Source organism: Variovorax jilinensis, from assembly GCF_030316885.1.
GTDB lineage: Bacteria > Pseudomonadota > Gammaproteobacteria > Burkholderiales > Burkholderiaceae_C > Variovorax > Variovorax jilinensis.
The window spans coordinates 1,225,025-1,251,206 of the sequence record NZ_JASZYQ010000001.1; the positions used below are offsets into that span (position 1 = coordinate 1,225,025).

Annotated in this window: 34 protein-coding genes; 27 read left to right on the forward strand and 7 right to left on the reverse strand. The window is 68.5% G+C overall.

The annotated features are described in order from the left end of the window. Window positions 1–312: 312 nt before the first annotated feature. The 7 genes from QTH87_RS05865 to QTH87_RS05895 form a co-directional block, all read right to left on the reverse strand. Window positions 313–519, reverse strand: a complete 207-nt coding sequence (locus QTH87_RS05865) for a hypothetical protein (protein WP_286607635.1) — start codon at window positions 517–519, stop codon at window positions 313–315. A gap of 188 nt (window positions 520–707) precedes the next feature. Then, a complete protein-coding gene (locus QTH87_RS05870) occupies window positions 708–1,004 on the reverse strand; it encodes a helix-turn-helix transcriptional regulator (RefSeq protein ID WP_286607637.1) in 297 nt (98 codons plus the stop codon). Then, window positions 1,001–1,654: a hypothetical protein gene (locus QTH87_RS05875; protein WP_286607639.1), complete on the reverse strand. Its 654-nt coding sequence runs from the start codon at window positions 1,652–1,654 to the stop codon at window positions 1,001–1,003. The genes QTH87_RS05870 and QTH87_RS05875 overlap by 4 nt, the downstream gene beginning before the upstream one ends. A 5-nt stretch (window positions 1,655–1,659) precedes the next feature. Further along, window positions 1,660–1,848, reverse strand: coding sequence for a hypothetical protein (locus QTH87_RS05880; RefSeq protein ID WP_286607640.1), 189 nt, complete (start codon window positions 1,846–1,848; stop codon window positions 1,660–1,662). Further along, window positions 1,845–2,189: a hypothetical protein gene (locus QTH87_RS05885; protein WP_286607641.1), complete on the reverse strand. Its 345-nt coding sequence runs from the start codon at window positions 2,187–2,189 to the stop codon at window positions 1,845–1,847. The genes QTH87_RS05880 and QTH87_RS05885 overlap by 4 nt, the downstream gene beginning before the upstream one ends. A gap of 268 nt (window positions 2,190–2,457) precedes the next feature. Continuing rightward, window positions 2,458–2,781 (reverse strand): hypothetical protein, encoded by a 324-nt coding sequence (locus tag QTH87_RS05890; RefSeq protein ID WP_286607642.1) that lies wholly within the window; start codon window positions 2,779–2,781, stop codon window positions 2,458–2,460. A gap of 198 nt (window positions 2,782–2,979) precedes the next feature. Then, a complete protein-coding gene (locus tag QTH87_RS05895; protein WP_286607643.1) occupies window positions 2,980–3,411 on the reverse strand; it encodes a helix-turn-helix domain-containing protein in 432 nt (143 codons plus the stop codon). 85 nt (window positions 3,412–3,496) lie between these two features. On the opposite strand from QTH87_RS05895, the gene QTH87_RS05900 reads away from it, so the two are divergent. The 27 genes from QTH87_RS05900 to QTH87_RS06030 all read left to right on the forward strand — a co-directional run bounded on the left by QTH87_RS05900 (window position 3,497) and on the right by QTH87_RS06030 (window position 26,068). After that, the gene (locus QTH87_RS05900; RefSeq protein WP_286607644.1) at window positions 3,497–3,757 is read left to right on the forward strand and encodes a transcriptional regulator; all 261 of its coding nucleotides are present in this window, start codon (window positions 3,497–3,499) and stop codon (window positions 3,755–3,757) included. A gap of 152 nt (window positions 3,758–3,909) precedes the next feature. Next, window positions 3,910–4,416 carry a phage regulatory CII family protein gene (locus tag QTH87_RS05905; RefSeq protein WP_286607646.1) on the forward strand — a complete coding sequence of 169 codons (507 nt, stop codon included), beginning with the start codon at window positions 3,910–3,912 and terminating at the stop codon, window positions 4,414–4,416. Window positions 4,417–4,462: 46 nt separating this feature from the next. Beyond that, window positions 4,463–5,353, forward strand: coding sequence for a helix-turn-helix domain-containing protein (locus tag QTH87_RS05910; RefSeq protein WP_286607649.1), 891 nt, complete (start codon window positions 4,463–4,465; stop codon window positions 5,351–5,353). Then, complete coding sequence (locus QTH87_RS05915; RefSeq protein WP_286607650.1) at window positions 5,350–5,583, forward strand: hypothetical protein; 234 nt, start codon at window positions 5,350–5,352, stop codon at window positions 5,581–5,583. The genes QTH87_RS05910 and QTH87_RS05915 overlap by 4 nt, the downstream gene beginning before the upstream one ends. Further along, window positions 5,574–6,371 (forward strand): hypothetical protein, encoded by a 798-nt coding sequence (locus QTH87_RS05920; protein WP_286607651.1) that lies wholly within the window; start codon window positions 5,574–5,576, stop codon window positions 6,369–6,371. Before QTH87_RS05915 ends, QTH87_RS05920 begins: the two co-directional genes overlap by 10 nt. Before the next feature lie 106 nt (window positions 6,372–6,477). After that, complete coding sequence (locus QTH87_RS05925) at window positions 6,478–7,002, forward strand: hypothetical protein (RefSeq protein ID WP_286607652.1); 525 nt, start codon at window positions 6,478–6,480, stop codon at window positions 7,000–7,002. Next, on the forward strand, window positions 6,999–9,047 hold the full coding sequence (locus QTH87_RS05930; protein ID WP_286607653.1) for a phage terminase large subunit family protein: 2,049 nt from the start codon (window positions 6,999–7,001) through the stop codon (window positions 9,045–9,047). The genes QTH87_RS05925 and QTH87_RS05930 overlap by 4 nt, the downstream gene beginning before the upstream one ends. Beyond that, complete coding sequence (locus QTH87_RS05935; RefSeq protein ID WP_286607654.1) at window positions 9,029–9,445, forward strand: hypothetical protein; 417 nt, start codon at window positions 9,029–9,031, stop codon at window positions 9,443–9,445. Before QTH87_RS05930 ends, QTH87_RS05935 begins: the two co-directional genes overlap by 19 nt. Before the next feature lie 27 nt (window positions 9,446–9,472). Then, window positions 9,473–9,688 carry a phage head-tail joining protein gene (locus QTH87_RS05940; protein WP_286607655.1) on the forward strand — a complete coding sequence of 72 codons (216 nt, stop codon included), beginning with the start codon at window positions 9,473–9,475 and terminating at the stop codon, window positions 9,686–9,688. 10 nt (window positions 9,689–9,698) lie between these two features. Beyond that, window positions 9,699–11,222: a phage portal protein gene (locus tag QTH87_RS05945; protein ID WP_286607656.1), complete on the forward strand. Its 1,524-nt coding sequence runs from the start codon at window positions 9,699–9,701 to the stop codon at window positions 11,220–11,222. A gap of 102 nt (window positions 11,223–11,324) precedes the next feature. Next, the gene (locus tag QTH87_RS05950) at window positions 11,325–11,876 is read left to right on the forward strand and encodes a hypothetical protein (protein ID WP_286607659.1); all 552 of its coding nucleotides are present in this window, start codon (window positions 11,325–11,327) and stop codon (window positions 11,874–11,876) included. Window positions 11,877–12,005: 129 nt separating this feature from the next. After that, window positions 12,006–14,114 (forward strand): ClpP-like prohead protease/major capsid protein fusion protein, encoded by a 2,109-nt coding sequence (locus QTH87_RS05955; protein ID WP_286607661.1) that lies wholly within the window; start codon window positions 12,006–12,008, stop codon window positions 14,112–14,114. A gap of 40 nt (window positions 14,115–14,154) precedes the next feature. Further along, window positions 14,155–14,520: a DUF2190 family protein gene (locus QTH87_RS05960; RefSeq protein WP_286607663.1), complete on the forward strand. Its 366-nt coding sequence runs from the start codon at window positions 14,155–14,157 to the stop codon at window positions 14,518–14,520. Beyond that, entirely contained in the window at window positions 14,517–14,816 is a 300-nt protein-coding gene (locus QTH87_RS05965; protein ID WP_286607664.1) for a hypothetical protein, read from the forward strand. The genes QTH87_RS05960 and QTH87_RS05965 overlap by 4 nt, the downstream gene beginning before the upstream one ends. Before the next feature lie 2 nt (window positions 14,817–14,818). Further along, window positions 14,819–15,286: a hypothetical protein gene (locus QTH87_RS05970; RefSeq protein WP_286607665.1), complete on the forward strand. Its 468-nt coding sequence runs from the start codon at window positions 14,819–14,821 to the stop codon at window positions 15,284–15,286. Between the two features lie 33 nt (window positions 15,287–15,319). Next, window positions 15,320–15,790, forward strand: coding sequence for a phage tail tube protein (locus tag QTH87_RS05975; protein WP_286607666.1), 471 nt, complete (start codon window positions 15,320–15,322; stop codon window positions 15,788–15,790). Window positions 15,791–15,856: 66 nt separating this feature from the next. Next, the gene (locus QTH87_RS05980) at window positions 15,857–16,288 is read left to right on the forward strand and encodes a hypothetical protein (RefSeq protein ID WP_286607667.1); all 432 of its coding nucleotides are present in this window, start codon (window positions 15,857–15,859) and stop codon (window positions 16,286–16,288) included. Window positions 16,289–16,296: 8 nt separating this feature from the next. Further along, window positions 16,297–16,719, forward strand: coding sequence for a hypothetical protein (locus QTH87_RS05985; RefSeq protein WP_286607668.1), 423 nt, complete (start codon window positions 16,297–16,299; stop codon window positions 16,717–16,719). A gap of 22 nt (window positions 16,720–16,741) precedes the next feature. Beyond that, window positions 16,742–21,328: a hypothetical protein gene (locus QTH87_RS05990; protein WP_286607669.1), complete on the forward strand. Its 4,587-nt coding sequence runs from the start codon at window positions 16,742–16,744 to the stop codon at window positions 21,326–21,328. Continuing rightward, window positions 21,325–22,206, forward strand: a complete 882-nt coding sequence (locus QTH87_RS05995) for a hypothetical protein (RefSeq protein ID WP_286607670.1) — start codon at window positions 21,325–21,327, stop codon at window positions 22,204–22,206. Before QTH87_RS05990 ends, QTH87_RS05995 begins: the two co-directional genes overlap by 4 nt. 20 nt (window positions 22,207–22,226) lie before the next feature. Beyond that, window positions 22,227–23,561: a phage tail protein gene (locus QTH87_RS06000; protein WP_286607671.1), complete on the forward strand. Its 1,335-nt coding sequence runs from the start codon at window positions 22,227–22,229 to the stop codon at window positions 23,559–23,561. Between the two features lie 8 nt (window positions 23,562–23,569). Then, window positions 23,570–24,175 carry a hypothetical protein gene (locus QTH87_RS06005; protein ID WP_286607673.1) on the forward strand — a complete coding sequence of 202 codons (606 nt, stop codon included), beginning with the start codon at window positions 23,570–23,572 and terminating at the stop codon, window positions 24,173–24,175. Then, window positions 24,168–24,575, forward strand: coding sequence for a putative holin (locus tag QTH87_RS06010; protein ID WP_286607674.1), 408 nt, complete (start codon window positions 24,168–24,170; stop codon window positions 24,573–24,575). Before QTH87_RS06005 ends, QTH87_RS06010 begins: the two co-directional genes overlap by 8 nt. Continuing rightward, window positions 24,572–24,919 (forward strand): phage holin family protein, encoded by a 348-nt coding sequence (locus tag QTH87_RS06015; RefSeq protein ID WP_286607675.1) that lies wholly within the window; start codon window positions 24,572–24,574, stop codon window positions 24,917–24,919. The genes QTH87_RS06010 and QTH87_RS06015 overlap by 4 nt, the downstream gene beginning before the upstream one ends. Then, window positions 24,919–25,422, forward strand: coding sequence for a hypothetical protein (locus QTH87_RS06020; protein WP_286608040.1), 504 nt, complete (start codon window positions 24,919–24,921; stop codon window positions 25,420–25,422). The genes QTH87_RS06015 and QTH87_RS06020 overlap by 1 nt, the downstream gene beginning before the upstream one ends. Then, a complete protein-coding gene (locus QTH87_RS06025) occupies window positions 25,419–25,778 on the forward strand; it encodes a hypothetical protein (RefSeq protein ID WP_286607676.1) in 360 nt (119 codons plus the stop codon). The genes QTH87_RS06020 and QTH87_RS06025 overlap by 4 nt, the downstream gene beginning before the upstream one ends. Then, complete coding sequence (locus QTH87_RS06030) at window positions 25,775–26,068, forward strand: hypothetical protein (protein WP_286607677.1); 294 nt, start codon at window positions 25,775–25,777, stop codon at window positions 26,066–26,068. The genes QTH87_RS06025 and QTH87_RS06030 overlap by 4 nt, the downstream gene beginning before the upstream one ends. Window positions 26,069–26,182 lie beyond the last annotated feature (114 nt).

Sequence of the window (26,182 nt, forward strand, 5' to 3'; positions counted from 1 at the left end):
TGCTTTAGACATATTGACGCGCGAAGTGGCGGCGCAACGCCGGACGGACCGGCGAACGGGCGCAACTTGTAACCGCGGGGCGCCGGATCGGGCCTCGGTTCGATGAGCCGCTTCAAGCCGTCCAGGCTGTCGCCCGGGGCTCGACGAGCGCGAAAAGCGCGCACCGTGACTGTCGATAGAATCCGATCCCGCTGCGGGTGTAGTTCAATGGCAGAACAGCATCTTCTAGGGGAAACGGGTAGAAAAGCTCAAAACCTACGCCAAAACCTACGCCAAAAGGTGCCGCATCGAGCAGCGTGCTCCAGCCGCATCTCAGAGGCGAGTCTTGCGCCTCGAGGCCTTTAAGGCCGTCTTCCCGCTCCAGAAATCCGCGATCTGCTTGACGGCGTCGGCCTGCATCGCGCCTGCCTGTCGCTTCGCTGCCCCGACGGCTTGCCCGCGGGCGGCGCCGATCGATTTGTTGGCCGCGCTGAGCCACATGCTCATCAGCGGGTTCTTCTTCGTCCAGGGATTGCTCATGTTCAATGCTCAGCTGACCGGTGGTCGATCAACGGACTGTCTGCGCCGACATGAATGACGCAGTGCAGCATTGCGCCCGACTTGAGGTGGTTGAAATCCTACGCGGCGTGTTTCGAGGCGCCGGCAGCGCTTGGGTCGCGCATCTGTATCTGCCATGCAGCGAGCGCGGGCTGCAGGCAGACAAGGCCTCAATGCTTTTCCGGGGCACCTGCGCGGCCGTAGCCGGAGTTCTGCGGCGGCAGCAGGTCGGACACGGGGCGTTCGCGCCCCCAGCTCTCCAGGTCGTCCACGAGCCATGCCGTGCGGCCTTTGCTGAGCTTCCGCGGCTTCGGCGCGTCGCCACGCGACACCAGCGCATCGAGCGTGCTCTCCGAGAGCGCGAGGAAGGCCGCGGCATCGGGCCGCGCTAGGTACAACGGCCGGATCTGCACGATGGGCGGCAGTTCCTTTTTTCGTGGCTTGGGCGGCATCGCGGTCGCGGTCATGCGGCTCTCCTTGGAGTGTCGAGTTCGAGGCGAAACACCAGCTCATCAAACCGATCCCGAAACTGCTGCCTCCAATCCCGCCAGGTCATCGCCTCGCGCTCCGGCGTGTCGAGCCGCATCCAGCACAGCGGCTCAATCGCGCCGTCGTGCTCATCGCCGAGCACGGCCCAGGGCTGGTGCGTCTCCGCCCGCCAGGGCAGCAGGTCGCGCCGCTCGGTGGCGAGCGCGACCAGGTCGATGGTGCGCAGCGCGGTGTGCATCGTCCGACTCACGGACGACACCCCGAAGTGCGCGCGGACGGTGCGGGCGTGCTCGTCCTCGAACACGTCCCATGCCCGAGTGCCGCCGGCCGCGATGCTGCGGAAGTTGACGGCGCGCTTGGCGGGCGAGCTGAGGTCGTTGGTGTAGATCTCGTGCGCGTCGTGCAGCAGCGCAGCCAGCTGGGTGATGGGCTTCGCCATCGCGCGCTGGGCGATCTCGCTGCACAGCAGGCTGTGCTCGGCCACGCTGTACGGCCTGGTCGTCGCGCCGTGGAAGCGGTTGATGTTGGCGAGCTGGTGCGCGATGTCGTCGATGCGTACCGGCCGCCCGGCGTCGGTCAGCACGTGGGCGCCGACCAGGTGATATTCCGCACCTGTGGCGGTGACCATCCAATTCATGTCGTTGACTCCCCGGCGAGCGCCTCCAGCGCCGCCTTGTGAAAAATGAACTCGTTCTTGAAGAGACGGCCGGCCGCGCTATCGAAGGGCCACGGGCACGCGTCGTTGAGCTCGAGGCCGTGCTCTGCGGTTTCCTTGGCGATCCGGCGCACGGTGTCGATCGCGACGATCTCGACCCAGCTCATGCGGCGGCCGCCGTCGCCGATGGCGTGTGCCGCGGCATCAGGCGGCAGCGCGATACGTCGGCGTGGATCTCGGGCGCGTTGAAGCCCGGGAACGAGCGCGGGTTGAGCAGCTCGAGGGCGAGGGCGTCGCCGGCCTTGAGCGGGCCGTGTGCATCCCACCAAGCACGCGCGTCGGCGCCAGTCCAGCGCACGACATAGGACTCGAGGCGACGCGGCCCCTGGTTGTCGAAAACGCGCATCGTGGCGATGAACGTGCCGCTGGCGTCGCAGGCCGCGGCGATCGCCGCGCGGCCAGGGCGATCCTTGGCGACGAAGAACAGGCCGGATGTGATGGTTGGCATGGCGATTCCAGCAAGCGTCGAGCGACCCGACGTCATTCATCGTCCATGGCGAGCGCCGAGGCCTGCGCCGATTGAATGGCGTCGGCCAGGTCGTCGGCCGTGGCCTGCAGCGCCTGGTCGTCGCCCCATGTGATTGACATGGCTACGGCGACCACCGCGGCAGCGATCCAGTTCACGAGCGTGTTCAGGCTTGCGCGCGGGGGGCGGCGATCGCGGCCGGCTTCGCCTTCACTTGAGCCCTCGCCTGCGCTGCGTCCGATAGACGACCTCATGTCGCATGCCTCGCGCGTGCGTTCATGGCGTCGATCTGACGGTTGAGAACGTGGGCCTGCTCTGCGAAGGCCTCGCGACGCGGATGAGTCGGGTTCGCCGTTTCGCGTGAAACCAGCGGGATGCCGGCGAACGGGCCGCTGGCGACCTTGCCTTCTTTCAGAGCCCTGTCCGCCTGGGGCACGGAGATCTTCTGCCAGTGCGTGTGCTTCGGAAAGCATCGGACGAACGCTTGGCGGCGGGAGCCGACGTTGCGGATCCAGATTTCGCAGGTGGGGGTCGGGGTGTGTGCCGGCGCTGCGGCGGGAGAGGGTGCGGGCATTTCGGCCTCCGTCGTTGTAACGGGCCGAACAATACCTGCGGGTAACTTACCCTGTCAATACCTTCGGGTAAACATCTGAGTCAGCCGTCCGGGCAGCGCTCAAGCATGGATTCATCACAGAACTTTTCCGCGTGCATCTCTCGAATCGGGAGCCGCCACAACGGGAAGGGAATCACGCGAGAAGGAGAAAAGACTGATTCACGCGCGCCCCCTTTTTGCAGCAGGCGATTCGCTTGCCGGGGGGAGGATCATCTGAATCGTGTCCTCGATGTGGTCCTGTTGAGCCCGCGTCAATCTCGCATAGTTCGCAGGAGTGACTCGCCGAAAGGGCCATTTCGTCATCGAGGAGACCTTGCGCTCGTCATTCGATGGAGTACCTGGTCGACGACCGCTTGGCAGTTGCGAGCCGGTGGGCATGTCGAACCAGCCGGGTGGCAACTCGAAGCTCTCCGTGGCCGTCCGAATCGTCTGCAAGCCGAGGTTCTTGCGCCCCTTCTTGTGCGGCTCGTAGAGCAAGCGCGACACATAGTCAGGGGACTTGTCCAACTTGAGTGCCAGAGAGGCCTGCGTCAGGCCCAGATCATTTTTAAGTTCGATCAGGCGCAAGCGCCAGTGCTCAGCGATTTCCATGAGGAATTGTTGCAACTGCGTACCTTTAGGTAAATGGCCTGGAGGTATTGACCGATAGCTATACCCGTGGGTAAAGTTCTCGCCCATGAATGACTTGCGCCGCTACCTCAACTCGATGTCGACCTTCGCTCAGGCGGACTTCGCGCGGGATTGCGGGACGTCTGTCGGTTATCTGCGCAAAGCGCTGAGCAAAGGTCAGCGCTTGAGCGAAGGTCTGTGCATCGATATTGAGCGTGCTACTGCCGGCGAAGTGACCTGCGAGCACCTGCGGCCGGACAGGGCGGAGGCGTTTGCCTATCTGCGCGAGAGCGCTTGCCGATTGAAGCCACAGCCTTGCCATGAGTAGGCGCCGTGTGCGCGGCAGCGCCGCCCGCGGCGGTACGGCACGCGAATTCTTTCACTCGAAATGCTGCTGCGGATAGGGGCTCGATCCATGTCCGCACTGTGCCCGTGCGCGTCTCGCGATGCCACATCCAAACCCAAAAGGAACCGGACAACATGAGTCCACTCGACGCCATGCGCCTGATGATCGACAACTATCCCGGTGGCCGCGCTGCGGTGGCCGTAAGGATCGGCAAGAGCGAGGAGGTGCTGCGCAAGGAGACGAGCGGCCACGGCGCTTTCAAGCACGGCCTGGCCGACGCGGTGACGATCTCGGACATGTGCATCGAGGCCCAGTCGCCGCACTGCTACGCCTTCGTCAATGAGGTCGCGGGCAGGGCGGGGCGGCTTGTCGAACTGCCGGCTCACGAAGGCGCGAACAAGCAGGACATACGCGCCGACGTCGCTGGCCTGCTGAAGGAGTGCTCGGACACGGTCGCGGTAGTCACCGAGGCGCTTGCCGACGAGACGATCAGCGACAACGAGCTGCGGCACGTAGAGCGCGAGATCGAGGAGCTGGTGGAACGAGCGCAGGCGGTGTGCGCGGGCGCCCGGGCTAGGCATGCGGCGAGCAGGCCGGCGATGGACCACAACGGATTCGCGCGGCCTCTGCGGGTGTCATGAGCGGTCAGAACTTCAGGAAGGTTGCGCGGCCTTGAGCACTCGAATCATGGGACTCTGCTGGCGGCTGCAGATGGGGCCGCCTGCCAAGGCCGTGCTGATCGCACTCGCCGACATGGCGAACGACGAGGGCTATTGCTGGCCGAGCCTCGAGCGGCTGTGCGAGCGCACCTGCTTCGGGCGCACCGCGGTCATCAACGCGATCGCCTGGCTCGAAGCGCACGGCATCGTGCGACCGAACCGCATGACTGGGCGGAGCACCACCTACTGGGTCGAGCCCGAGAACTTCACAGCAGAGGCTGTGGACAACCCCGCCAACCCATCCGCCTCGCGTACCGGTGCGCCTGGCAAACCGGTACGCCACGCGGACCGAACCCGTCCGCCAGGCGCACCCGACCCGTCCGCGAGGCGGACCCTAATCGTCAAGAACCGCCAAGAACCAAAAACCCCCCAACCCCCCGCCGATGCGGGGGGCGAGCGCGATGCGATGCAGATGCCCGCAGATCGCCCGACCGGGCACGGTGGCTTCGAAGCGTTCTGGCAGGCCTATCCGCGCAAGACCGGCGAGATGCGGGCCAGGCGGCAGTGGGTACGCCTCAACCCGAACCCGGCGCTGCAGATGCGAATGCTGGCCGCTGTCGAGGCGCAGACGCGCTGCGAACAGTGGAATCGGGATGGCGGGCGATGGGTTCCGATGCCGAGCACCTGGCTGCATGGCGAGCGATGGCGTGACGTGACTGATGCCGGCGTGCCTGCGGTGTGGTGGGAATCGTCGGCGGGCGTCCAGGCCATGGGCGAATCGCTCGGCCTGATCTTCGACCTGGCGGAGCTCGGCAACGCCTACACGGACGATCGCCGGCTGGAGCACTGGAAGGCCTACCGCGGGCGGGTCTTCGAGGCGGCAGGCAGCGGGCCATGGGCGCAGAGGAGGCCGGCATGACGCGAGCAGAGGCGATGGTGAAGCTGCTGGCGATCGGTGAGCTGCGGCTGGAGGACCTGTACGCGATCTGCGGCTGGCATCCGGTCGACGTCCGCGCGGTGCTGCTCGACCTGGAGCAGGGCGGGCAGATCCGCTGCCTGCGCCTGCGGGGCGAGCGCTGGTACCAGGTCATTGACCAGGCCGGCGCAGATCACTGCGCGTGCGCCATGGAGGCCGACCGATGCGCGTGACCTTCGACACCGCGGCGCTGAAAGCGCTATCGGCACAGCTGCGTCGCGACGTCATCCCACGAGCCACCGCGCGAGGGTTGAACAACGTGGCCTTCGATGCGAGGAAGGCAGTTCAGCAGGAGATGCGCGACGTGTTCGACAGGCCGACGCCGTTCATCACGAACAGCCCGTTCGTGACGCAGGCCACGCCCGATCGCCTCGCGTCGAAGGTATCGATGCGCTATCCGGGCGGCAAGGGCGTCGAGCCCGAGAGCGTGCTGCGCGCCGAGATCACCGGCGGGCCGCGTCGCCTGAAGCGCTTCGAGATCCTGCTGGACCGCGCGGGCATCCTGCCCAAGGGCTACTTCGCCGTGCCGGGAGGGAAGGCGCCGCTCGATGCCTACGGCAACATACGAGCGGCGTTCATCGTCAAGCTCATCAGCTACCTGCAGGCCTTCGGCGAACAGGGCTACCGCGCGAACATGACGGACAAGCGGCGCGCGTCGATGTCTAAGGCCGGCAAGACCGATCGCGGCTATCGGACCATCGGCGGCGTGCAGTACTTCGCCACGCACGGGCGGCTGCGCGGCGGCCATCGCGGGTCACACCTCGAGCCCGGCATCTGGTCGCGCTCGGGCCTGCACGGCATGAAGCTCGAGCCGGTCATCCTGTTCGTCCGCCAGCCGACCTACGCGAAGCGCCTGGACATCGAGGCCGTCGCCCAGCGCGTGGTCGATGCACAGGGCGCGCGGCAGATGGCGCGGGCGCTGGAGTTCGAGCTGCGCAAGCTCGGCGGAGCGGCGCGATGAATCGATGTTCCACGCGAAACCACGGGTCCTCCCGGGAGGGTCGCCGCACGGGTAATTCGAACCCCGATCGCGGACTGTTTGATGGCCTTCCTATGGGGGTTGTATTGTGCTGATCGACCTTCGGGCTACCGGCACGCAGGCCGAGCTCGCCGAGATCGTCGGCGTGAGCCAACAGAACATCAGCGCGCTGATGGGCGAGGGCAAGCTCCCGCCGACCGGCATGCTCGGCGACCTGGTGCACGCCTACTGCCAGCGCCTGCGCGACCAGGCCGCCGGCCGCCTCGGCGCCGAGGTCGGCGGCCTCGACCTGGTGCAGGAGCGCGCCGCCCTCGCGCGCGAGCAGCGCCTGGGTATCGAGATCAAGAACGCCGTCGCCCGCGGCGAGTACTCGCCGGTCTCGCTGCTGGCCGAGGTGCTCGCCACCGCCAGCCAGACCGTCTCCGAGCGCTTCGAGCAGCTGCCCGGCGCGCTGCGCAAGGCCTGCCCCGACATGCCCGACGCCGCGCGCGACCAGGTCATGTCGACCATCGCCGAGGCCCGCAACGAATGGGTGCGCAGCACCGAGCGCCTGGTCGCTCAGCAGCTCGACAACGGCGACGATGGCGAAGCCGACGAGGTGATCTACGCATGAGCCACGCGCCCAACGAGACCCTGCGCGCCGTCGTCTCCGCCGTCGCCGCCGGCCTCTCGCCACTCACCACCGTGCCGCCGCAGCCGCTCAGCGCCTGGGCTGAGGAGAACTTCTTCCTGTCGGCCGAGGCCAGCCACATCCAGGGACGCTGGCATGCCTATCCGTTCCAGCGCGGCTGGATGGACGCCTTCAGCAACGACGACATCGAGGAGGTCACGGTCCGCAAGGCCAAGCGCGTCGGCTACACCAAGACCATCCTGGCCTTCATCGCCTACAACGCGGCGCACCGGCGCCGAAAGCAAGCCCTCTGGCAGCCCACCGACGACGACCGAGACAGCTTCGTGAAGTCCGAGGTCGAGCCGATGCTGCGCGATGTCCAGGCCCTCGAGGCCGTCACGCTGCCAGGCCGCGAGGCCACCATGAAGCTCAAGACCTTCCTGGGCTCCGTCCTGCACCTGCTCGGCGGCAAGGCCGCACGCGCCTACCGCCGCATCACCGTGGCCGTCGCCATGCTCGACGAGGCCGATGCCTTCGACCAGAAGATCGAGAAGTCCTCCGACCCGATCACGCTGGCCCGCGGCCGTCTCGAAGGCGCGCCGTTTCCGAAGCTCATCGCCGGCAGCACCGTGCGCGTGAAGGGCCTGAGCCACATCGAATACCGCGAAGAGCACGCCGACGCCCGCATGCGCTACCAGGTCGTCTGCCCGCACTGCAGCGCCGAGCATCCGCTGCTGTGGGGCGGCAAGGACGTGCGCCACGGGTTCAAATGGGACGGCGTCGACCCCGACACCGCGCGCCACGTCTGCCCGCACTGCCACGGCAGCATCGCCCAGGCCGACTACCTGCGCATCTGGGACCAGGGCGCGATGTGGGTCAGCGAATGCGGCCGGTATCGCTACGACCATCACCAGCACCGCTGGACCGACGCACACGGCGCGACCGTGCGCGCGCCGCGCCACGTCGCCTTCTCCGAAGCCTGGACCGCCTACAGCCCGCAGCGCAGCTGGTCGGACATCGTGCGCGAGTTCCTCGAGGCCAGCACCAAGGCCAAGGCCGGCGAGACCGGCCCGCTCGAAGGCTTCGTCAACGAGACACTCGCGCAGTACTGGGAAGAGACCGTCGAGCGCGCCGACGAGCATGCGCTGGCCCGCCGCGCCGAGGACTACCGCCGCTTCACCGTCCCCTTCGGCGGCCTGGTGCTCGTGGCCGGCGTCGACGTCCAGGACGACCGCTTCGAGGTCGTCGTGTGGGCGATCGGCCGCGGCGAGGAGATGTGGGCCGTCGACTACAGCGTCATTCACGCCAACCCCGCCGACGAGCGCGACTGGGACCGCCTCGACGCCTACCGCGAGACCCTCTTCACCCACGCGAGCGGCCAGGCCCTGCGCATCGAGGCGATGGCGGTCGACACCGGCGGCCACTTCACGCACCTGGTCTACAACTACTGCCGCCAGCGCGAGCGCGATCGCGTCTTCGCCGTGCGCGGCGATCCGCAGCCCAGCAAGATGGTCAAGGGCAAGGCCACGATCCAGGACGTGAACTGGCGGGGCAGGGTGGTCAAGCGCGGCGTGCGGCTCTGGTACGTCGGCACCGACACCGCCAAGGACCTGATCTACGGCCGCCTCTGCGTGACGCAGCCCGGCGCAGGCTACGTCCACTTCAGCAAGGACCTGCCGCCTGAGTTCTATCACCAGCTCACCGCCGAGGCACGCGTGCCGCAACGCACCAGCCGCGGCATCGAATACCGCTGGGTCAACAGCAAGCGCGCCCGCAACGAGGTGCTCGACTGCAGCGTGTACGCCATCTTCTGCACCCACGCGCTGGGCTTGCACACCTACACCGGCGCGATGTGGAGCCGGCTCGAGTCGACGGTCCAGCCGGCCAACGCGGATCTCTTCGCGGCGCCTCGGCCCCGGGCGGAGACTGAGGCCGAGGCCGCGTCGGAGCCCGCCATCGCGCCCGCCGCACCCAAACCCAGGTTCGCGCGGCGCCCCGCCCATCGCCCGCACAGCTTCGCCTCCGAAGAATGGAACGCCCGCCTATGACGCCGCCGCACGCCTCGACCACCGCAAAGCCCGACGACGGCGCGCTGCAGCTCGAGCACGACCTGGTCGAGATCCTGCGCGAGGAGCGCGGCCTCGCCGATCCGGCCGCATTCGAGCTCGCCGCCGACCTGGTGCGCGGCATCCGCAAGCGCTGGGGCGGCATGCGCCTGGGCACCCGCGGCCTGTACATCCCGGCTCCCAGCAAGACCGAGCGCAACGAGGCGATCCGCCGCGCCTACGACGGCACCAACGGCCCCCGCGTCATGCGCGAGCACGGCATCAGTCGCTCGAGCCTCTTCCGGATCGTCAACGACGGCCGCCCGCGCCGTACCGGCATCGGCGTCTCCAGCCCCAAGGATCCCGCTCCCTCCCGTGCTTCGGCATCGGACGAGCGCTAGCTTCTTCACTTCACTCTCCGGACATTCATGGCCTTCACTTCATCCGACCTGGTCGCCGTCGAGCGCGCCATCGCCAGCGGCGAGCTCTCGGTCAGCAACAACGGCCGCTCGGTCACCTACCGCTCCATGCTCGACCTGGTCCGCGCACGCGACATGATCCGCGCCGAGCTCGACAAGGCCGCGTCGCGCGGCGCGACCAACACCTTCGGTGGCCGAAGCTACGGCCTCGCCCGATTCGACTGAGGACAGCACCATGAACCTGATCGATCGATGCATCGCCTGGGCCGACCCCAGACAGGCCCTTGAGCGCGCCCGCGCGCGCACCGCGCTGGCCCACTACGAGGCGGCACAGCCCTCGCGTCTGCGGAAGAAGCGCAGCGACAACCAGAGCCCGAACGCCCTGGTCCAGCGCAGCGCCGTCGCCCTGCGGGCTCACGCGCGCTACCTCGAGCGCAACCACGACCTCACGCGCGGCGCGCTGCGCGTCATGGTGAACAACATCGTCGGCCCCGGCGGCATCGGCATCGAGCCGCAGCCCCGGCGCCACGACGGCACCATCCACACAGAGTACGCCGCGGCCCTTCGCAAGCTCCATCGCGAGTGGCGCCTGCGGCCCGAGGTGACCGGACGCATGCACGCGGCGCAGGCCGAGCGCATGGTGGCCTACACCTGGATCCGCGATGGCGAGTGCTTCGCGCAGAAAGTCATCGGCAACGCGCCCGGCCTGGTCCATGGATCGGCGCTGCCGTTCTCGCTCGAGCTGCTCGAGCCGGACTTCGTGCCGCTCGAGTTCAACGATGCCGGCCGCAACATCCGCCAGGGCGTGCAGGTCAACGCATGGGGCAGGGCGACCGGGTATCACGTCTACAAGGGCGATCCGCGCGATGCCGGCGCCTGGCTGTTGTCGCCGTCGGCACTGAAGCTTGTACCTGCCAGCAGCATGATCCATGTCAGCACGCTCGACCGCCTGCATCAGTGGCGCGGCGTGTCGGAGTTCGCCAGCGTGTTGACGCGCGTCGAGGATCTGAAGGATTACGAGGAAAGCGAGCGGGTCGCAGCGAAGATTGCGGCATCGCTTACGGCCTACGTCAAGCGCACGAGCCCGGACGGGTACGAGGCGCCATCGAAGAAGCCGGGCGAGTCGGACGACGCGTCGGCGCGGGATCTTCGGATGGAGCCCGGGATGATCCTCGACAACCTGGCGGTCGGCGAGGAGATCGGCCTGGTCGATACCAACAGGCCGAACCCCAATCTGGTGAGCTGGCGATCAGGGCAGCTGCGCGCATACGCGGCGGGGCTCGGGGCGAGCTACTCGAGCATCAGCCGCGACTACGACGGCACCTACAGCTCGCTGCGGCAGGAGCTGGTCGAGCAGTGGGTGCACTACGCGGTGCTGACGGATGACTTCGTGGGGATGTACACCCAGCCGGTGTGGCAGTCGATCGTGGCGGTGGCCAACCTGAGCGGCGTGCTGCGGATGCCGGATGACGTGGATCCGTCGACTGCGGACGATTGCCTGTTCCTGGGGCAGTCGATGCCGTGGATCGACCCGCTCAAGGAGGCGCAGGCCTGGCTGGCACTGACGCAAGCTGGCTTTGCAAGCGAGGTCGAGGTGATTCGCAGGCGAGGCGGAAACCCCAGAGATCTTCTTGATCAGATCGCGGAATGGCGCAAGGAAGCGTCAGAGCGTGCCCTTCAATTCACCAGCAACGCGAGCGAGGGCCGTGGCACCCCCTCGACAACCGGCGACGGCAAGTCGAACGCGAGTCGAGGCTGATGGGTCAATCACCTCGTCAAGACTGGGGGTGCAAGTGGCGCCACATCGGCGTATCGTTCCGATCGCGTCCCACGCCAAAGGATCACTTCGAGGAGGTGTTCGATGTACAAAGTAACCGATATCTTCTCGGAACTTGCTTCGCTGCTCGTGCCGCTTCTCGGGAAGGCAGTGGATGCGAACGCCGCGTCGCGAGATGAAATCGTGACGGTCATCAGTGACATGGCATCCGAGGTCGAGGAGGGGCTCGGGTTGGTCGCGACCTACATACGCGGCGCGGCGTACCTGGATTCCAAGCAGGAGATCGGGAAGCACTTCTTCGAGGCCGAGAAGACGCTCTACCGCTACCACAGCGAGTTCAAGATCTGCAAAGGCCTCAGGCTGTTGCGAGATCGCTTCAGCCGCATGTTCGATGCCATGCCGCATTCGGTCCAGATTGGTGAGCGGAAGAGGATCGAAACATTGCTCTCGGAACTGCAATTGGATGAAAGCCTGATCGTCGAGGAGTTCGGTGACTTCTGGCGACGAATTCATGCTGCCTTGGAGGCACAGCCTCTAGATGAAGTTAAGGCGCTGATTCGAGCAGAGCTCGAGAGCGTCCAAGACAAGAAGCGTCGGATCCAAGAGAGTGCCCGGACCATCCTTCAAGCGGTCTAGGTCGACCTCATAGTCAATGGACGCGAAGGGCGCTCGCCTGTGATGCCTTTAGTCCCAATCCTTACCTAAGACTGAAACACTGAAATCCGCAGACTCCCGTGCATCCAAACGATGCAAGGGAAGTCCGCAGTGAGCAGCAGCAGCGCAGCAAAGCAATCCACCCCCTGGTACGCCATCCGCCGCAAGACGGCGCAGGCCGCTGCTGCCTCGGGCGTCGGCTCCGCAGCCGAGATCTTCATCTACGGTGACATCGGCGAGAGCTGGTACGAGGAGACGGTCAGCGCCGCCAACTTCGTGCGCGAGCTGAACGCGCTTCAGGTCGACCACATCTCGGTGCGCATCAGCAGCCTCGGCGGCTCCGTCCCCGACGGCCTGGCGATCCACAACGCGATGCGCCGGCACCCCGCAGACATCACGACCGAAGTCGACAGCATGGCGCTCTCGATCGCCAGCCTGATCGCCATGGGCGGCGACAAGGTTCACATGGCCGAGAACGCCGTGCTCATGATCCACGCGCCCTGGACCCACGCCGTCGGCAACAGCGCCGCGCTGCGTGACCAGGCCGACCAGCTCGACACCTGGGCCGCGGCCATGTCGACCAGCTACGCCGCGCGCACGGGCGACCAGGCCGCGATGCTCGCGCTCGTCACCGACGGCCGGGACCACTACTTCACCGCCGCCGAAGCGCTTGCCGCCGGCCTGGTCGACGCGATCACCGAACCCTTCCCGGTCGCCGCCAGCGCGCGCGACCTTCCTCTTCATCGCTATCGCTCGCTGCCGGCATCGCTGCTGGCCGCGGGCCCCCCTGCGGCCGTTGCCGCGCCTCTTCCGGAGCCCTTCATGCCTCAAGCCACCACCGCCCCGGCGGCACCTTCGAACCCGACTGCGCCCGCCGCAGCCGCTGCCGCACCTGCTGCCGCCGCATCCGACATCGCCGCCGCCGCGCTCGCTGCCGATCGCAGCCGCCGCGACAGGATCCGCGCGAGCTTCGCACCCTTCGCCGCCCACCAGGGCGTGGCCGAGCTGCAGCGCGTCTGCGAGGACGACACCGCCACCGGCATCGAGGCCGCCGGCCAGCGCCTGCTCGCCCATCTCGGCAGCCAGGCCTCGCCCGTTGCCGGCCCCCGTGTCGTCACGACCGAGGACGAGGCCGACAAGCGCCGCGATGGCGTTGTCGCCGCGCTGCTCGTGCGCGCCGGCTACGCCAGCCGCGAAACGGTCGCTGCGCACGGCAGCAACCCCTACCGCGGCCTCACGTTGCTCGAGCACGCCCGCGCGAGCCTGGACCGCGCTGGCGTCAACGCCCGAGGCATGGACAAGCGCGAGCTGGTCGCCGCCGCCTTCACGCAGAGCACGAGCGACTTCCCGGTGTTGCTCACCGATGCGATTCACCGCACGCTGCTGGCCGCCTACGCGCTGCAGCCCTTCACCTGGACCCGCTTCGCCAAGCGCGGCAGCGTCAGCGACTTCCGCGCGCACAACCGTTTCCGCGTCGGCTCGCTTGGCAACCTGCAAGCCAAGAACGAGCTCGGCGAGTACAAGAACGTCGCGATCCCTGACGGCGAGCGCTCGAGCATCTCCGCGCAGACCAAGGGCTACATCATCAATCTGAGCCGCGAGATCGTCATCAACGACGACCTGGGCGCCATCACCGACCAGGCCGCCGCCATGGGCCAGTCGGCCGCCCGCACGGTCGAGGCGGACATCTACGCGCTGCTGCTGTCGAACGATGGCCTCGGCCCGGTGCTGAGCGACGGCAAGACGCTCTTCCACAAGAGCCACGGAAACCTGATCGCCGCCGCCTCGGCGCCCAGCAGCGCGAGCTTCAACGACTTCCGCATCGCGCTTGCCAAGCAGATGGACGTCTCGGGCAACGACTACCTCGATCTGCAGCCCGCCGTGTGGCTCGGCCCGATCGGCCTCGAGGCCCAGGCCAAGCTGGTCAACCAGGCGCAGTACGAGCCGAACGTCGAGATGAATGCGCTCACGCCCAACATTGCGCTCGGCATGTTCCGCGACATCGTCGGATCGCCGCGTCTCTCCGGGACGCGTCACTACGCCTTCGCCGATCCGACCCAGGCGCCCGCGCTCGAGGTCGCCTTCCTCGACGGAATCGACACGCCCTACCTCGAGCAGGAGACCGCCTTCGACACCGACGGCGCGCGCTTCAAGGTGCGCCTCGACTACGGCGTGGCCGGCCACGACTACCGCGGCGCGGCGACCAACGCCGGCGCCTGAGTGGCGGCCACCTCATTAATCAGCCAGGAGAACAACTGACATGGCACGCAATTTCGTACAGGCCGGCCACACGCTGGATTTCGTGAACCCGGGCCCGAACGCCGTGGCCGCGGGCGACGTGGTCGTCGCCGGCACGCTGCTCGGCGTTGCATTGGTGGACATCGCACCGCAGGCGACAGGTTCGGTCGCTCTGGAGGGCGTCTTCGAGTGCCCGAAGGAGCTCGGCGTCGCGTTCGCGCAGGGCCAGGCGTTGGCCTGCGAGATCGACACCGGCGCCTTTGCTGCCGAGCTCAGCTCAGGCCCCCGCGCCGAAGGGTTGGGCGCCGTGGCCTTCGCCGCCGCCAGCGCCGAAGCCCAAACCGTCCTGGTGAAGTTCACCGGCGTTCCCTGCGTCGTTTCGCAATGAGCTGCGGCTTCGCGTCGATCGAACAGCGCATCAACCGCGCGGTCGGCGGGCGCCTGTGCAATGCCAGCGCGCGCGTCGGCGATGGCGAGCCCTTCGGCGTCATCTTCGAGCGCGAGCGGGCAGACCCGCTCGGCCTGGTCGAGGCCGCCGTGCCGACGATCAGCTTCGCGCGCCACCTCGCGCCCGGGCTGGGCCTGCAGAGCAGCATCGCCGTCGACGGCCGCCCGTACCTGGTGGTCGGCGGCCTGGAACCCGACGCATCCGGCTGGCTCACCCTCCAGCTACGCGAGGCCTGACCATGGCGCTGCATCTTCAGGACCAGATCGTCGCGAGCCTCCAGCGCACGCTCGTCGACGCCGCAATCGTGGCGCCGGGGCGTGTCCAGGTCGAGGGCGTCGACGAGATTCCGGCCGACAGCGCGCCCGCTATCGCGATCGAGGTCGGCCCCGAGCAGGTCGAGGCCCTGACGATCAAGGCACCGCGCACGCTGCGGCGAACGCTGAGCCTCGTCATCCGCATCGTGGTGGCACAGAACAGCGGCTACCGCGAGCGCGCCGCCGAGATCCTCGGCCAGGTCGAGCGCGCCATCCACGGCACACCGCAGGCGCGCAGTGCCGACGGCATCGCACCCGAGGGCCTGCAGCTCCTGGGGTCCGAGCCCGAGCGCGATGGCGGTGCCTCCCGCGTCGTCTACGGCATCCGCACGCACTGGCGCGTGACCTACCTCTGCAAGGAAGGTGCGCCCGACCACTCGCTGGCCGCCTGACGTCACTCACATCCACTCAAGAAAGCGAACACCATGACCGTTCAAACCGTTGCCGGCACCAGCCTGCGCATCTCCGACAAGACGCCGATCGCCTTCACGGTCGCGGCCTACGCCGAGCTCGACTACGAGGAGATCGGCGAGGTCACTGACGGCGGCTCGCACGGCCGCACCTATGCCGAGGTCACGCACCAGCCGATCAATTCCCGCGGCACGCAGAAGTTCAAGGGCTCGTTCAACGAGGGAACCAAGACGCTGCAGCTCGCGATCGACGACGACGACCTCGGCCAGCTCGTGCTGAAGGAGGCCCTGCATTCCGACAAGGACTACAGCTTCGCCGTCGTCTACCAGGATGGCGCCACCGACTACTTCCAGGCCAAGGTCCTGTCCTTCGAGAAGGCCACCGCGGGCGTCGACAGCATCCGCTCGGCGACGGTCAACCTGTCGCTCACCACCAGCAAGGCCGGGATCGGCATCGTCGAAGCGCCTGCGCCCGCCGCGCCCTGAAGTCGCTGCGCATCACGTCGCAGGCCATCTCACACGCTCTCAAGCGTTCCCCTGAATCACTGAACCATGACCCTCAATCTCAAGACCCTGGCCGCCAGGAACACCAGCACCTTCCAGCTCCTCGACGGCAACGACGAGCCGCTCTTCGCGCCCGATGCGCAAGGCAACCCTGACGCGACCAAGCCGGTGCGCGTCACGGTCTACGGCCCTGGCAGCAAGGAGTACCAGCGCGTCCAGGCCAATGCCCAGAACCGCCTGGTCGAGCGCATGAGAAAGCGCGGCAAGGCCGCGCCATCGGCGGACGAACGCCTGCGCGACCAGGCCGAGCAGCTTGCGGACCTCACGGTCGCCTTCGAGAACCTCGAATACGACGGCCTCCAGGGCCGCGACTTGGCCCTCGCCATCTACGGCGATGGCTCGCTCGGCTTCATCACCGAACAGGTCAACAAGCACGCGGCGGACTGGGCAAATTTTACGAAGGCCTCGCAGCCGACCTGATCCTGCACGTGCGCCACGCCGCCTGGCTGGCGGCCGTGCCCGCCGACGACAGCAGCACCGCCAGAGTGACCCATCCTGCCAGCCCTCAGAGCCGCGGCGCGCAGCGCGAAGCCGCCGGCTTCGCGGTCGACATGCCGCCGCTCGATGCCGCGGCGCACCTGGTGGATGTGCTGTGGCAGATCGGCCCGTCGATGCCGACGGGCATGGGCGCGGTGCCGATCAGCTTCGGCGAGATGCAGGCCTGGCAGCAGCAGACCGGCTACGCGCTCGGCTCGTGGGAGGTCCGCACGCTGCGCCGCATGTCGGCGGCCTATGTCGCGCAGGCCGAGGAAGCCCGCCAGCGCGACTGTCCGCCGCCGTGGCTCGCGAAGGAGGCCCCGCGCGAAGGCGCGAAGACCGCCAGGCGCATCAGGGCGTTCCTGCGCGACTGAACTGGAATCGAGAACACGAGAGATGGTCAGCACCGGAAGCGAATTCGAGATGCGGTTCCTTGCCAACGTCGAGCAGGCGCTGGCGGAGGTCCGCAAGATGGAGCGCGGCATCGGCGCCTCGCTCGAGGGCATCACGAAGGCCGCGAAGTTCGCCGCAGGTGCACTCGCTGCCGTGGGCTTGAGCGTCAGCGTGTCGGCGATCTCCGGCTGGGTGCGCGAGGCCATCGAGGCGGCCGAGGCCACCGGCAAGCTCGGCCAGAAGGCCGGCATCGCAACGAAGGACGTCGCCGGCCTGCAGCTGGCTTTCGGCATGGCCGGCGTCAACGCAGCAGGCATGCAGACCGCGATGGCCAAGCTGTCGGTCGGGATCACGGGCGGCAGCAGGGCGCTCGAGCAGCTGGGCATCAAGACCCGGACCGCCTCCGGCGCCTACCGCGACACCAAGGACATCCTCTACGACGTTGCGGACAGCTTCGCGGAGCTCAAGACCGGCGCTGCGAAATCCACGCTCGCGGTGGAGATCTTCGGCAGGTCCGGCACCGACCTGATCCCGCTCCTCGACGGCGGTGCCGAAGGACTGCGCGACATGGCTGAGATGGCCGAGCGCCTGGGCCTCGTGATCGACGACCAGACAGCCACCGCGGCCGGCAGCTTCAACGACACGCTCAACCTTCTTCAGGAAGCGGGCCGGGGCGTGAGCACGCAGCTCGCCGCCCAGCTGTTGCCCACGCTCAACAGCATCGCGGGGGCCTTCTTCGACACGCTCACGCAGGGCGATGGCCTCCGCAAGGTCGCGGACTTCCTGGCTGCGTCCCTCAAGATCCTCTACACGGTCGGCATCGGCATCGTGCAGGTGTTCAAGACCGTTGGCACCACGCTCGCCGCGGCGGCGGCCCAGGTCGCCGCGCTGCTGCGCCGCGACTTCGCAGGGGCGACCGCGATCGGCAACGAGTGGATGGCCGACATGAAAGACGACGCGAAGTCCACCGCCGCGCAGATCGAGAAGGTCTGGTCGGGGGCGGGTGACTCCGCCGTGTCGGCACTGGCTGCGAACGCCCGCCGCACGAAGGAGATCCAGCTCCAGACCGAGGCGCAGCGCGCGGGCGCCAACCGCGCCGCGGCCGACGCCGATGCCGCCGCCAGCGCCCGCATCAAGGCTGCCGACAAGGCCATCCTCGAGGCCCGCAAGACCCACTTCGAGGACATCGCGCTCGCCGTGCGGCTCGGCACCCGCACCGAGCTCGAGGCGATCGAGGCGCAGCTTGCGAGGGAAGAGGAAGTCTTCGCCAGGCGCACGGCGCTCGCGAACGCCGAGCTGTCGAACCTCCGCACGCGCGCCAACAGCCTGAAGGACCAGGAGGGCGTGCTCGCGCGCCTGGCAGAGATCGAGCGCAACCATGTCGAGGCGCGCCGCAAGGCGGCCGCCGATACCGCGCTGCTCGACAAGCGCGAGAGCGATGCCCTCGAGGCGCGCTACCAGGACGCCGGCAAGGCGGCAGACGCCGCGGAGTCGGCCGTCCGCATGCAGCGGCGCCAGGCCCAGTTGCTCGGCGTCGAATACGCGCACGCGGCCAAGGGGGCGGGTGCGTCCAACTACGACCTTGTCGAGAGCCTGGCGGCGCTCGAGCGCTCGTGGGCTTACGACACCGCCGCGCAGATCGAGCGCCGCGCCGAGATGGAGCGGGGCCGTGACCTCAGCGGCGAGACGACCGAGGCTCTGCTGCGCCAGGCCGCGGCCATGCGCGAGCTCGCGGACATGCAGTACGGCGCCGCGATGAGGGCGAATTCCATCGAGACGCTGAAGGCGATCGATGCCTACCTGGATCCGGCCAAGGCCAAGGACTTTGGCACCGCGCTGCGCGACAGCTTCGGCGAGGCCGGCAACGCGCTCGCACAGATGGCGAATGCCCTGCAGGACTTCGCCCAGAAGCAGGCCCAGCTCGGCGCCATGCAGAAGGCGCTGGCCGAGGACAAGAGCATCAACGCTGCCGATCGCCTCGTGCGCGAGATGCAGCTCGCCAAGGCTTCCGCCGCACTCCAGGTGAGCGGCTACGCCAGCATCGCCGGGGCAGCCAAGGGGCTCTTCAAGGACCACTCCAAGGGCTACAAGGCCATGCAGGCGGCCGAGAAGGCCTTCCGCGCGGTCGAGATCGCGATGGCATTGGAGTCCACGGCCAAGAAGGTCTTGGGCATCACGCAGGTGGTCGCCGCCACCGCGATCGGCGAGCAGGCCAAGAGCAACGCGATCACCCAGGGCGTGGACGTCCAGCTCGCGGCCGACCAGGTCAAGGGGCAGTCCGCGGCCGTGGTGGGCGTCGCGACGCAGGCGCAGGGCGACCCGTACTCGGCATGGGCGCGCATGGCAGCGATGGCGGCCGTGATGGCGGCGATGGGCTTCGCGGTGCGCGGCGCCGGTGGATCCGGCGGTGGCGACAGCTACACGACGCCCGTGGCCGGCACGGGCACGGTGCTCGGCGCCGAGGGCCAGCAGTCGAAGTCGATCGGCAACGCGATCGAGCTGCTCGCGGCCAACAGCCGCATCGAGCTGCCGCTCACGCAGCGCATGCTGTCCGTGATGAGCGGTGTGCGCGATGGCATTGCGGGCCTGGGTTCCGTCGTCGCACGCAGCCAGGGCCTGCGCGGCGGCACGGCGACCGCGGCCAGCATCAGCGGCGCGGAGCTCATCGACAGCGGCATCGCGTTCTCGCCACAGACCATCGGCGACATGATCGCCAAGGGTGTGCAGGGCCACGGCTACACGGTCAACTGGGCCAAGAAGAAGGGCGCGAGCGCGAGCTACACCGCGCTCGACGCCGCACTCACGGGCTCCATGCAGTCCATGGTCATCGGCATGGTGGATGCAGTCGCCACGGCGGCGCACAGCCTCCGGCTCGACGACCCGGACATGATGTCGCGGATCCTTTCCATCATGCCGGACCTCGGCGACACGTCGATGATGCGCATGATGGGCATCGCCGGTGGCGGCATGGTGTCGCTCAAGGGCAAGTCCGGCAAGGAAGCGCAGGACGAACTCGAGGCGCTGTTCTCCAGCCTCGGCGACCAGATTGCACGCGCGGCGGTGCCTTCCCTTGCGGCGTTCCAGAGGGTCGGCGAGGGCATGTTCGAGACGCTCCTGCGCGTCGCAGCCGACGTCGAGAAGGCGGAGTACGCGCTCGAGAAGTTCGGCGTCGCCGCGATCGACTACACGCAGGTGCTCAACAAGAGCGGCGACCTCGCGACCGAGATCGTGCGGCAGTCGGTGGCCGCGCTCGAGTACACGGCCTCCGGCGCGCTCACCGGCGTGGGGCAGATCATCGAGGTCTTCACGGGCTCCTACGACGAGCTGATCGACCTGTACCGGGTCCTCTCGGACGTTCGCGGCGCGATGCGCTCGGTGGGCGCCGCAGGCGCGGACCTGTCGGCGGCGATGGTGCGCGGCGCCGGCGGCATCGAGGCGCTGCAGACTGGGCTGCAGGACTACTTCGACGGCTTCTTCACCGAAGTGGAGCAGCGCGCCGCCAACGCCGCGCGCCTGGCCGAGGAGTTCGCCCGGGTCGGCGTGGCCGTGCCGGTGAGCAAGGAGGCCTTCCGCGCGCTGGTCGAGAGCCTCGACACCTCCACCGATGCCGGTGCGAACCTCTTCGGGCAGCTGATGCAGCTCTCGGGCCAGTTCGCCGAGGTCGCCGATGCGGCCGCGGCGGCAGCCGACGCGCAGGCACAGGCCGCGATCTCGGCGGCGCAATCCGCGGCCGATGCCTGGCGATCGGTCGCCAACGGCCTGCGCGGTGACATCGAGCGCCTGCACGCCGACAGCCAGAACCTCGTCGATCCGATGCTGCGCTATGCGCGCGGTCTGGCGCAGCTGGACCGCGACGTCGTGCAGGCCCTGGCCGGCGACATCGAGGCGGCACGGCGCGTCGGTGCCTCGGCCACGGGCTTCCTGCAGGCGGCCGAGCGCACCAGCGCCACGCGCGCCGATTACCTGCGCGATCGCGCGCTCACCGAGGCCAAGCTCGGCGCCGTGCTCGAGCAGGCGGAGGAGCAGGCGGACATCCAGCAGGTGATCGCGGACGCGAGCGCCCGGCAGGTCTTTGAGCTGCAGTCGATCAATGCGAACCTGGTCGACTTCGCGCGCGCAGTGCTGGCCGGGCGCGCGGTGGGCTCGACACTGCCCGCGTTTGCCGAAGGCGGCATGCACGCGGGCGGTCTACGCCTGGTCGGCGAACGGGGATGGGAGATCGAGGCCACGGGGCCTTCGCGGATCTGGAACCAGGATCAGCTCGCGGACGCGCTGTCGGGATCGGCGGGCAAGGACGACGGCGAGGGGGAGGGCGACCGCATCTGGCGACGTCCGCAGGCGCGGTCGACCGGCTCGAGCCAGGCTGCGATCGACGATCGCATCGTGCAGCGGCTGGATGCCCTGATCGCCGAGTGCATCCGCGGAAACGATGAAGGCCGCGTCGGCGACGCCGCGATCGCCGAGATGGGCCTTCGCACGCACCGGCTGCTCGATCGCCTGAGCGATGGCGGCGACGCGTTGCGCACGCGAGATTCGAGCGCGCTCGACGCGCCGCCGACCCGCGCCCGCGTCATGAGGGCCTCGGCATGAAGGTGACGTTCCCCGTGGCCATCACGCCCGCCAATCTGCTCGCGAGCAACGTGAGCGAGGAAGACCTGCCGGCCTGGCAGGCCGGCGTCACCTACGCGGTCGCGCAGCGCGTGATCTCCGAGCGGCGGATCTGGGAAGCCGTGAAGGCAGGCAAAGGCCAGCCGCCCAGCGACAACCCCGAATACTGGGTCGACCTGGGTGCCACGAACCGCTGGGCGATGTTCGACCAGAAGGTGGGCAGCCAGTCGCGCCGCGCGACGCCCATCGTGGTCGAGTTCGCGCCCGGCATCGTCAGCGACGTTGCGGTGCTAAACGTCGATGCCGAGTCGGCCCTGCTCGAACTGCGCGATGGCGGCGAGGTGGTGTGGCGGTCCGAGCGCGACCTGCGCACCGGCGAGGTGATCGTCAACTGGTTCGACTACTTCTTCTCGGAGTTCAGGAACCGCACCGACGTGATCTTCACGGGCGTGCCTCCGTACGCGCAGGGCGTGCTCACGCTGACCGTCGCCAAGCCCGTCAACGACGTCGCCGTGGGCGAGGTGCTCGTGGGCCGTTCGATGACCTTCGGCCAGACGCAGATCTCGCCGCGCCTGGGGATCACCGACTACTCGCGCAAGGAAGCCGATGCCTGGGGCGACTACTTCGTGGTCGAGCGCGCGTTCTCCCGGCGCATGAGCGTCAGCGTGCTGGTCGACAACCGCCTGGTCGACGAGGTCTACCGCCTGCTCAACAAGCACCGCGCCACGCCGCTGATCTGGAGCGCGGACGACGAGCGCTTCAGCTCGCTCATCGTCTATGGCTTCTATCGCAGCTTCGACATCGTCGTCGCGCACCACACCCATTCCTTCTGCTCCCTCGACATCGAGGGCCTCACCTGATGACCGCCAGCCCCAGTCCGATGAACCGCCCCACCATTCCCTCGGTGCCGACGCCGGTACCGACGCGCAACGACCCCGAGAACTTTGCGGCGCGCGCCGATGCGACCCTGGGCGCGTTGCCCTCCGTCGTGGACGGCATGAACGCGATGGGCCTCTACATGGGGCAGCGCGGCGGCGATGCCGATGCGTCCGCCATCGCGGCCGCGCAGAGCGAGGCGAAAGCATGGGATTCGGCTGCGGCCTCCGAACTCTCCCGCCGTGCGGCCGCGCTCTCGGCCGCTGCCGCCGCGGCGTCGCCTGCCATGCCGAGCACGACGGCGGCGTCGCTCTCGGTGAGCCCTGGCATGAAGACCTTTCTGACCCAGCCGGCCCGGCTGTGGGCCGAGGGCCAGCATGTACGCATCGCGCGCACCGCGGCGCCGGCCGAGATCGGCATGGGTGGCGTGGTGATCACCTATGACGCGGCCACGGGCCACATGAGCGTGGTCGTCGGCCAGGGCATGACCCAGGGCCAGGGCGAGCACGCGGGCTGGACGATCACCGGCAGCGGCCCGACGGCGACGCTGGCCCAGCTTGGGCTGCCGCTCGCCTCCAGCGGTCCGAACCGGATCATGGTGGCGGACGCCGCTGGCCGTGTGTACGAACTGCGCACTTCCGAAGAGGTGTTTGCGCCCGCGCGCTCGGCTTTTGGCGTGCCCGTGGGCATGGTGGCGCATTTCGCCACCACGCGAACGCCGTCAGCATGGCTGCGCCTCAACGGAACGCTGGCTTCGCGCGTGGCATACGCCGACCTGTTCAATTTTGCGAAGGAACAGGGGTTGGTGGGCGAGTCGGAGTGGTTCGGCGGCGCCTTCGGCCGCTTCAGCCTGGGCAACGGCTCGACCACCTTCCGGGTGCCCGACCTTCGTGGTCTGGCATTGCGCGGCCTGGACGATGGTCGAGGCTTCGATCCGGACCGTGCCTGGGGCACGCACCAGGACTCCGACAACCGCTCGCATGCGCACGCCGTGGCCGACCCCACGCACGCGCACCCGGTGGCAGACCCCACGCACACCCACCCGGCCTGGACCGATGCCCAAGGCTGGCACGACCACGCGAACGGACTGAACGGCAACAACGGTCTGCACGGCCTGCAGTTCGGCTCGGGGGCGCACACCGGAAATATCGGCCTCTTCGGTGTTGACGGTGGCAGACGCACCGACGGCAACGGGCAGCACGGCCACAACGTCGGCGTCGGTGCCGCTGGCACGGGCATCGGCATTCATGCATCGGCCACCGGCATTGCCATCCATGCCAGTGGCGGCGCCGAGAGCCGGCCCAGAAACATCGCCTACCCCCTGTTCATCAAGTACTGAGGATCGTCATGCGCGTCTATTGCTTTGACCCCGCCACGGGCGTCTACACCGGAGAGAGCGAGGCCGACCCTTCGCCGCTCGAGCCTGGCTGCTTCCTGCTCCCGGCTTTCGCCACCTTCGACCCGCCCCCGCCGGCAGAGGAGGGCATGCGAGCCGTCATGGTGGAGGGCGCGTGGGCGCTGGAGGCCATCCCCGCCCCGCCGGCGCTCGAGACGCCCGGCGCGCCCGGTGAGCCCGCAGAGCCCGAGCTCCCGCGGCCGCCATCCGAGCCGCCCACCTTCGCGGAGCGTGCCGACATGCTCAGGGCGCTGGTGCAGGAATACATGGACGCCATGGCGCGCTCCTACAACTACGACGACATCAGCACCGCCGTGACCTACGCGGAGGAACCCGCAGTCCCCAAGTTCCAGAACGAAGGCCGCGCAATGCGCGCCTGGCGATCGCTGGTGTGGGAGGCCTGCTACGACCTGCTCGCCCGCGTCCAGGCCGGCGAGGCCGAGGAGCCGAGCGTCGAGCAGCTGCACGAGTTGCTGCCGCGCCTCTTCGTGCCGCCGCTCGAGCCGGTCGACCCGGCAGAGGAGCCCTCGGAATCGGAGGAGGTGCCCGTTGCCTGAGCGTGTTCCATCGATGGGTGCGGCCGCTGCCGCCACCGCTGCCGGCGCGGTCAACGGAATCGGGCCGGCCGCGGCCTGGTCGCAGCCCGACATCGTGCTGCTGAGCGGCGTCTTCTGCGGCGCGCTCGTGTTCTTGCTGCGCAGCAGGGAGCCGTCGCGGCTCAAGAAGGCGGTGTATTTCGGGGTGTCGCTGGTCGGCGGCTACGCGCTCACGCCGCACCTCGGCGAGGCCGTGCCCTCGCTGCCGCTGTGGCTGGCCGCCTTCGTCTCGTCGGCGCTGCTGGTGGCGATCGCGATGGTGGTGCTCGACTGGGCCGAGGCCAGCGTGCCGCAGATCCTGAGTCGCCTGGTGGAGCGTGTTCTCGGGGGTGGAGGTGAAAGTGGAAGTGAAAAGAAATGACTGAGCTGTTGGTGTACTTCGGGGCCCGCGGCCCGCTCGACCTGGTGCTGCTGCTGGCAAACGGTCTCATCGCCGGAGGAATCTTCCTGCTGCTGGTGCTGGCCCACCCGGATGCCGACGACGCCTTCGCGGCGCAGGGGCGCATCGCGCGCTATGTGCTGGCGGCGGTGTACGGCGTCGTGGCGTTGCGCGTGCTGGGCGGCTGGTACTACACGCCGGTCGAGCCCACCGAGGTCGCGGTCAACGCGCTCGTGCTCTGGCAGGTGTGGCTGGTGCGTGGCGACATCTCGGTGCTGATTCGTGCAATCCGCGCCCTGCAGGCACGTCTGGGCGCGCGCAAATGATGGCGCTGCGTTCGGTCCTGGCCGAGATCCTCGAGCCCGCGGCCAGGCTGCTGCCCGCGCGCATGGACAGCACCGCGGCGCGCGTGATGCTGCTGGCGATCGGCCAGCAGGAGAGCCGCTTCGAGTTTCGCCGCCAGTTGGGTAACGGTCCCGCGCGCGGCCTCTGGCAGTTCGAGCGCGGCACACGGGCGAGCCGGGGCGGTGTGTGGGGCGTGTTCCTGCACGAGCAGAGCCGCGGCTACCTGGAGGTGCTGTGCCGGGCGCGGCGCGTGAATTTCGAACCCGACGCGATCTGGTCGGCGCTCGAGCGCGACGACATCCTCGCGGCCTGCGTCGCCAGGCTGCTGCTGTGGACGGATCCGAAGCCGCTACCGTCGATCGACGACGTGGCCGGTGCATGGGATCTGTATGCCGTGCGAACCTGGCGACCCGGCAAGCCGCATCCGCAGACCTGGGCCGGCTACCACCTGGCGAGTCGTGGGGCGCTGGGGGTCTTGGCATGAGCCCGGCACTGGTTGCCGTGGCGAGTGCGCTGGTGCTGAGCCTCGCGGGCAATGCGGTCCTTGGCTGGGCATGGCTCGGCACGCGCGATGCGCTTGTCCAGGCCGTCAGCGATCGCGATCTGGCCCGGTCGTCGGCCTCGGCCTGCAGTGACGCGACCGACGATCTGCGCAAGCTCGCCGATCGGCGCGCGGCTGTCGCGAAGAAGGCCCAGGCCATCGCCCGCAGCCAGGCTGCCGCGCACGAGCAGCTCGCGCAAACGATTCTCTCGACCCCGGCGGCGCTGACCGGCGACGACTGCGGCAGCGCGCGTGTGCGCGTCGACCGCTGGTTGATCGAGCGAGGAGTGGCGCGATGAGGCGTCGCAGTGGCCTGCTGGCCTCGATGGCGATCGCCTGGCTCGTGGCGATGGTCGCGGTCTCGGGCTGCGTCACCACCAGCGGCGCTGTCGTGAAGATTCCGGTGCCCGTGGAGTGCCGCGTGCAGACGCCATCGCGTCCCGCCATGCCGACCGAATTGCTGGTGCCGGGTCTTGCCCTCGACCGCTTCGCGGCAAGCGCCCTGGCCGAGATCGAGATCCGCGAAGGCTACGAGCTCGAGCTGCGCGCCGTGGTCGATGCCTGCACGGCGCCGGTCGCACCTTCATAGAAAAAAAGAACAGGGCGACTCGCCTCGGTGTTGGACCACCTTGTTGAGCCACCGAACACACAGTACGCGCCTGTGAGCCCAGCCAAGGCCCTGTCCACCTCTAGAGGCGGGGCG

Excerpts from the sequence above, each read along its gene's own strand:
- QTH87_RS05865 (WP_286607635.1), bottom strand. The coding sequence starts at position 519 with ATGAGCAATCCCTGGACGAAGAAGAACCCGCTGATGAGCATGTGGCTC.
- QTH87_RS05990 (WP_286607669.1), top strand. The coding sequence starts at position 16,742 with ATGGTCAGCACCGGAAGCGAATTCGAGATGCGGTTCCTTGCCAACGTC.
- QTH87_RS05965 (WP_286607664.1), top strand. The coding sequence starts at position 14,517 with ATGAGCTGCGGCTTCGCGTCGATCGAACAGCGCATCAACCGCGCGGTC.
- QTH87_RS05875 (WP_286607639.1), bottom strand. The coding sequence starts at position 1,654 with ATGGTCACCGCCACAGGTGCGGAATATCACCTGGTCGGCGCCCACGTG.
- QTH87_RS05960 (WP_286607663.1), top strand. The coding sequence starts at position 14,155 with ATGGCACGCAATTTCGTACAGGCCGGCCACACGCTGGATTTCGTGAAC.
- QTH87_RS05900 (WP_286607644.1), top strand. The coding sequence starts at position 3,497 with ATGAATGACTTGCGCCGCTACCTCAACTCGATGTCGACCTTCGCTCAG.
- QTH87_RS05885 (WP_286607641.1), bottom strand. The coding sequence starts at position 2,189 with ATGCCAACCATCACATCCGGCCTGTTCTTCGTCGCCAAGGATCGCCCT.
- QTH87_RS05870 (WP_286607637.1), bottom strand. The coding sequence starts at position 1,004 with ATGACCGCGACCGCGATGCCGCCCAAGCCACGAAAAAAGGAACTGCCG.
- QTH87_RS06005 (WP_286607673.1), top strand. The coding sequence starts at position 23,570 with ATGCGCGTCTATTGCTTTGACCCCGCCACGGGCGTCTACACCGGAGAG.
- QTH87_RS06015 (WP_286607675.1), top strand. The coding sequence starts at position 24,572 with ATGACTGAGCTGTTGGTGTACTTCGGGGCCCGCGGCCCGCTCGACCTG.
- QTH87_RS06020 (WP_286608040.1), top strand. The coding sequence starts at position 24,919 with ATGGCGCTGCGTTCGGTCCTGGCCGAGATCCTCGAGCCCGCGGCCAGG.
- QTH87_RS05930 (WP_286607653.1), top strand. The coding sequence starts at position 6,999 with ATGAGCCACGCGCCCAACGAGACCCTGCGCGCCGTCGTCTCCGCCGTC.
- QTH87_RS05980 (WP_286607667.1), top strand. The coding sequence starts at position 15,857 with ATGACCCTCAATCTCAAGACCCTGGCCGCCAGGAACACCAGCACCTTC.
- QTH87_RS05910 (WP_286607649.1), top strand. The coding sequence starts at position 4,463 with ATGGGACTCTGCTGGCGGCTGCAGATGGGGCCGCCTGCCAAGGCCGTG.
- QTH87_RS06000 (WP_286607671.1), top strand. The coding sequence starts at position 22,227 with ATGAACCGCCCCACCATTCCCTCGGTGCCGACGCCGGTACCGACGCGC.
- QTH87_RS06025 (WP_286607676.1), top strand. The coding sequence starts at position 25,419 with ATGAGCCCGGCACTGGTTGCCGTGGCGAGTGCGCTGGTGCTGAGCCTC.
- QTH87_RS05940 (WP_286607655.1), top strand. The coding sequence starts at position 9,473 with ATGGCCTTCACTTCATCCGACCTGGTCGCCGTCGAGCGCGCCATCGCC.
- QTH87_RS05880 (WP_286607640.1), bottom strand. The coding sequence starts at position 1,848 with ATGAGCTGGGTCGAGATCGTCGCGATCGACACCGTGCGCCGGATCGCC.
- QTH87_RS05895 (WP_286607643.1), bottom strand. The coding sequence starts at position 3,411 with ATGGAAATCGCTGAGCACTGGCGCTTGCGCCTGATCGAACTTAAAAAT.
- QTH87_RS05950 (WP_286607659.1), top strand. The coding sequence starts at position 11,325 with ATGTACAAAGTAACCGATATCTTCTCGGAACTTGCTTCGCTGCTCGTG.
- QTH87_RS05890 (WP_286607642.1), bottom strand. The coding sequence starts at position 2,781 with ATGCCCGCACCCTCTCCCGCCGCAGCGCCGGCACACACCCCGACCCCC.
- QTH87_RS05995 (WP_286607670.1), top strand. The coding sequence starts at position 21,325 with ATGAAGGTGACGTTCCCCGTGGCCATCACGCCCGCCAATCTGCTCGCG.
- QTH87_RS05920 (WP_286607651.1), top strand. The coding sequence starts at position 5,574 with ATGCGCGTGACCTTCGACACCGCGGCGCTGAAAGCGCTATCGGCACAG.
- QTH87_RS05975 (WP_286607666.1), top strand. The coding sequence starts at position 15,320 with ATGACCGTTCAAACCGTTGCCGGCACCAGCCTGCGCATCTCCGACAAG.
- QTH87_RS06030 (WP_286607677.1), top strand. The coding sequence starts at position 25,775 with ATGAGGCGTCGCAGTGGCCTGCTGGCCTCGATGGCGATCGCCTGGCTC.
- QTH87_RS05915 (WP_286607650.1), top strand. The coding sequence starts at position 5,350 with ATGACGCGAGCAGAGGCGATGGTGAAGCTGCTGGCGATCGGTGAGCTG.
- QTH87_RS05935 (WP_286607654.1), top strand. The coding sequence starts at position 9,029 with ATGGAACGCCCGCCTATGACGCCGCCGCACGCCTCGACCACCGCAAAG.
- QTH87_RS05970 (WP_286607665.1), top strand. The coding sequence starts at position 14,819 with ATGGCGCTGCATCTTCAGGACCAGATCGTCGCGAGCCTCCAGCGCACG.
- QTH87_RS05945 (WP_286607656.1), top strand. The coding sequence starts at position 9,699 with ATGAACCTGATCGATCGATGCATCGCCTGGGCCGACCCCAGACAGGCC.
- QTH87_RS05905 (WP_286607646.1), top strand. The coding sequence starts at position 3,910 with ATGAGTCCACTCGACGCCATGCGCCTGATGATCGACAACTATCCCGGT.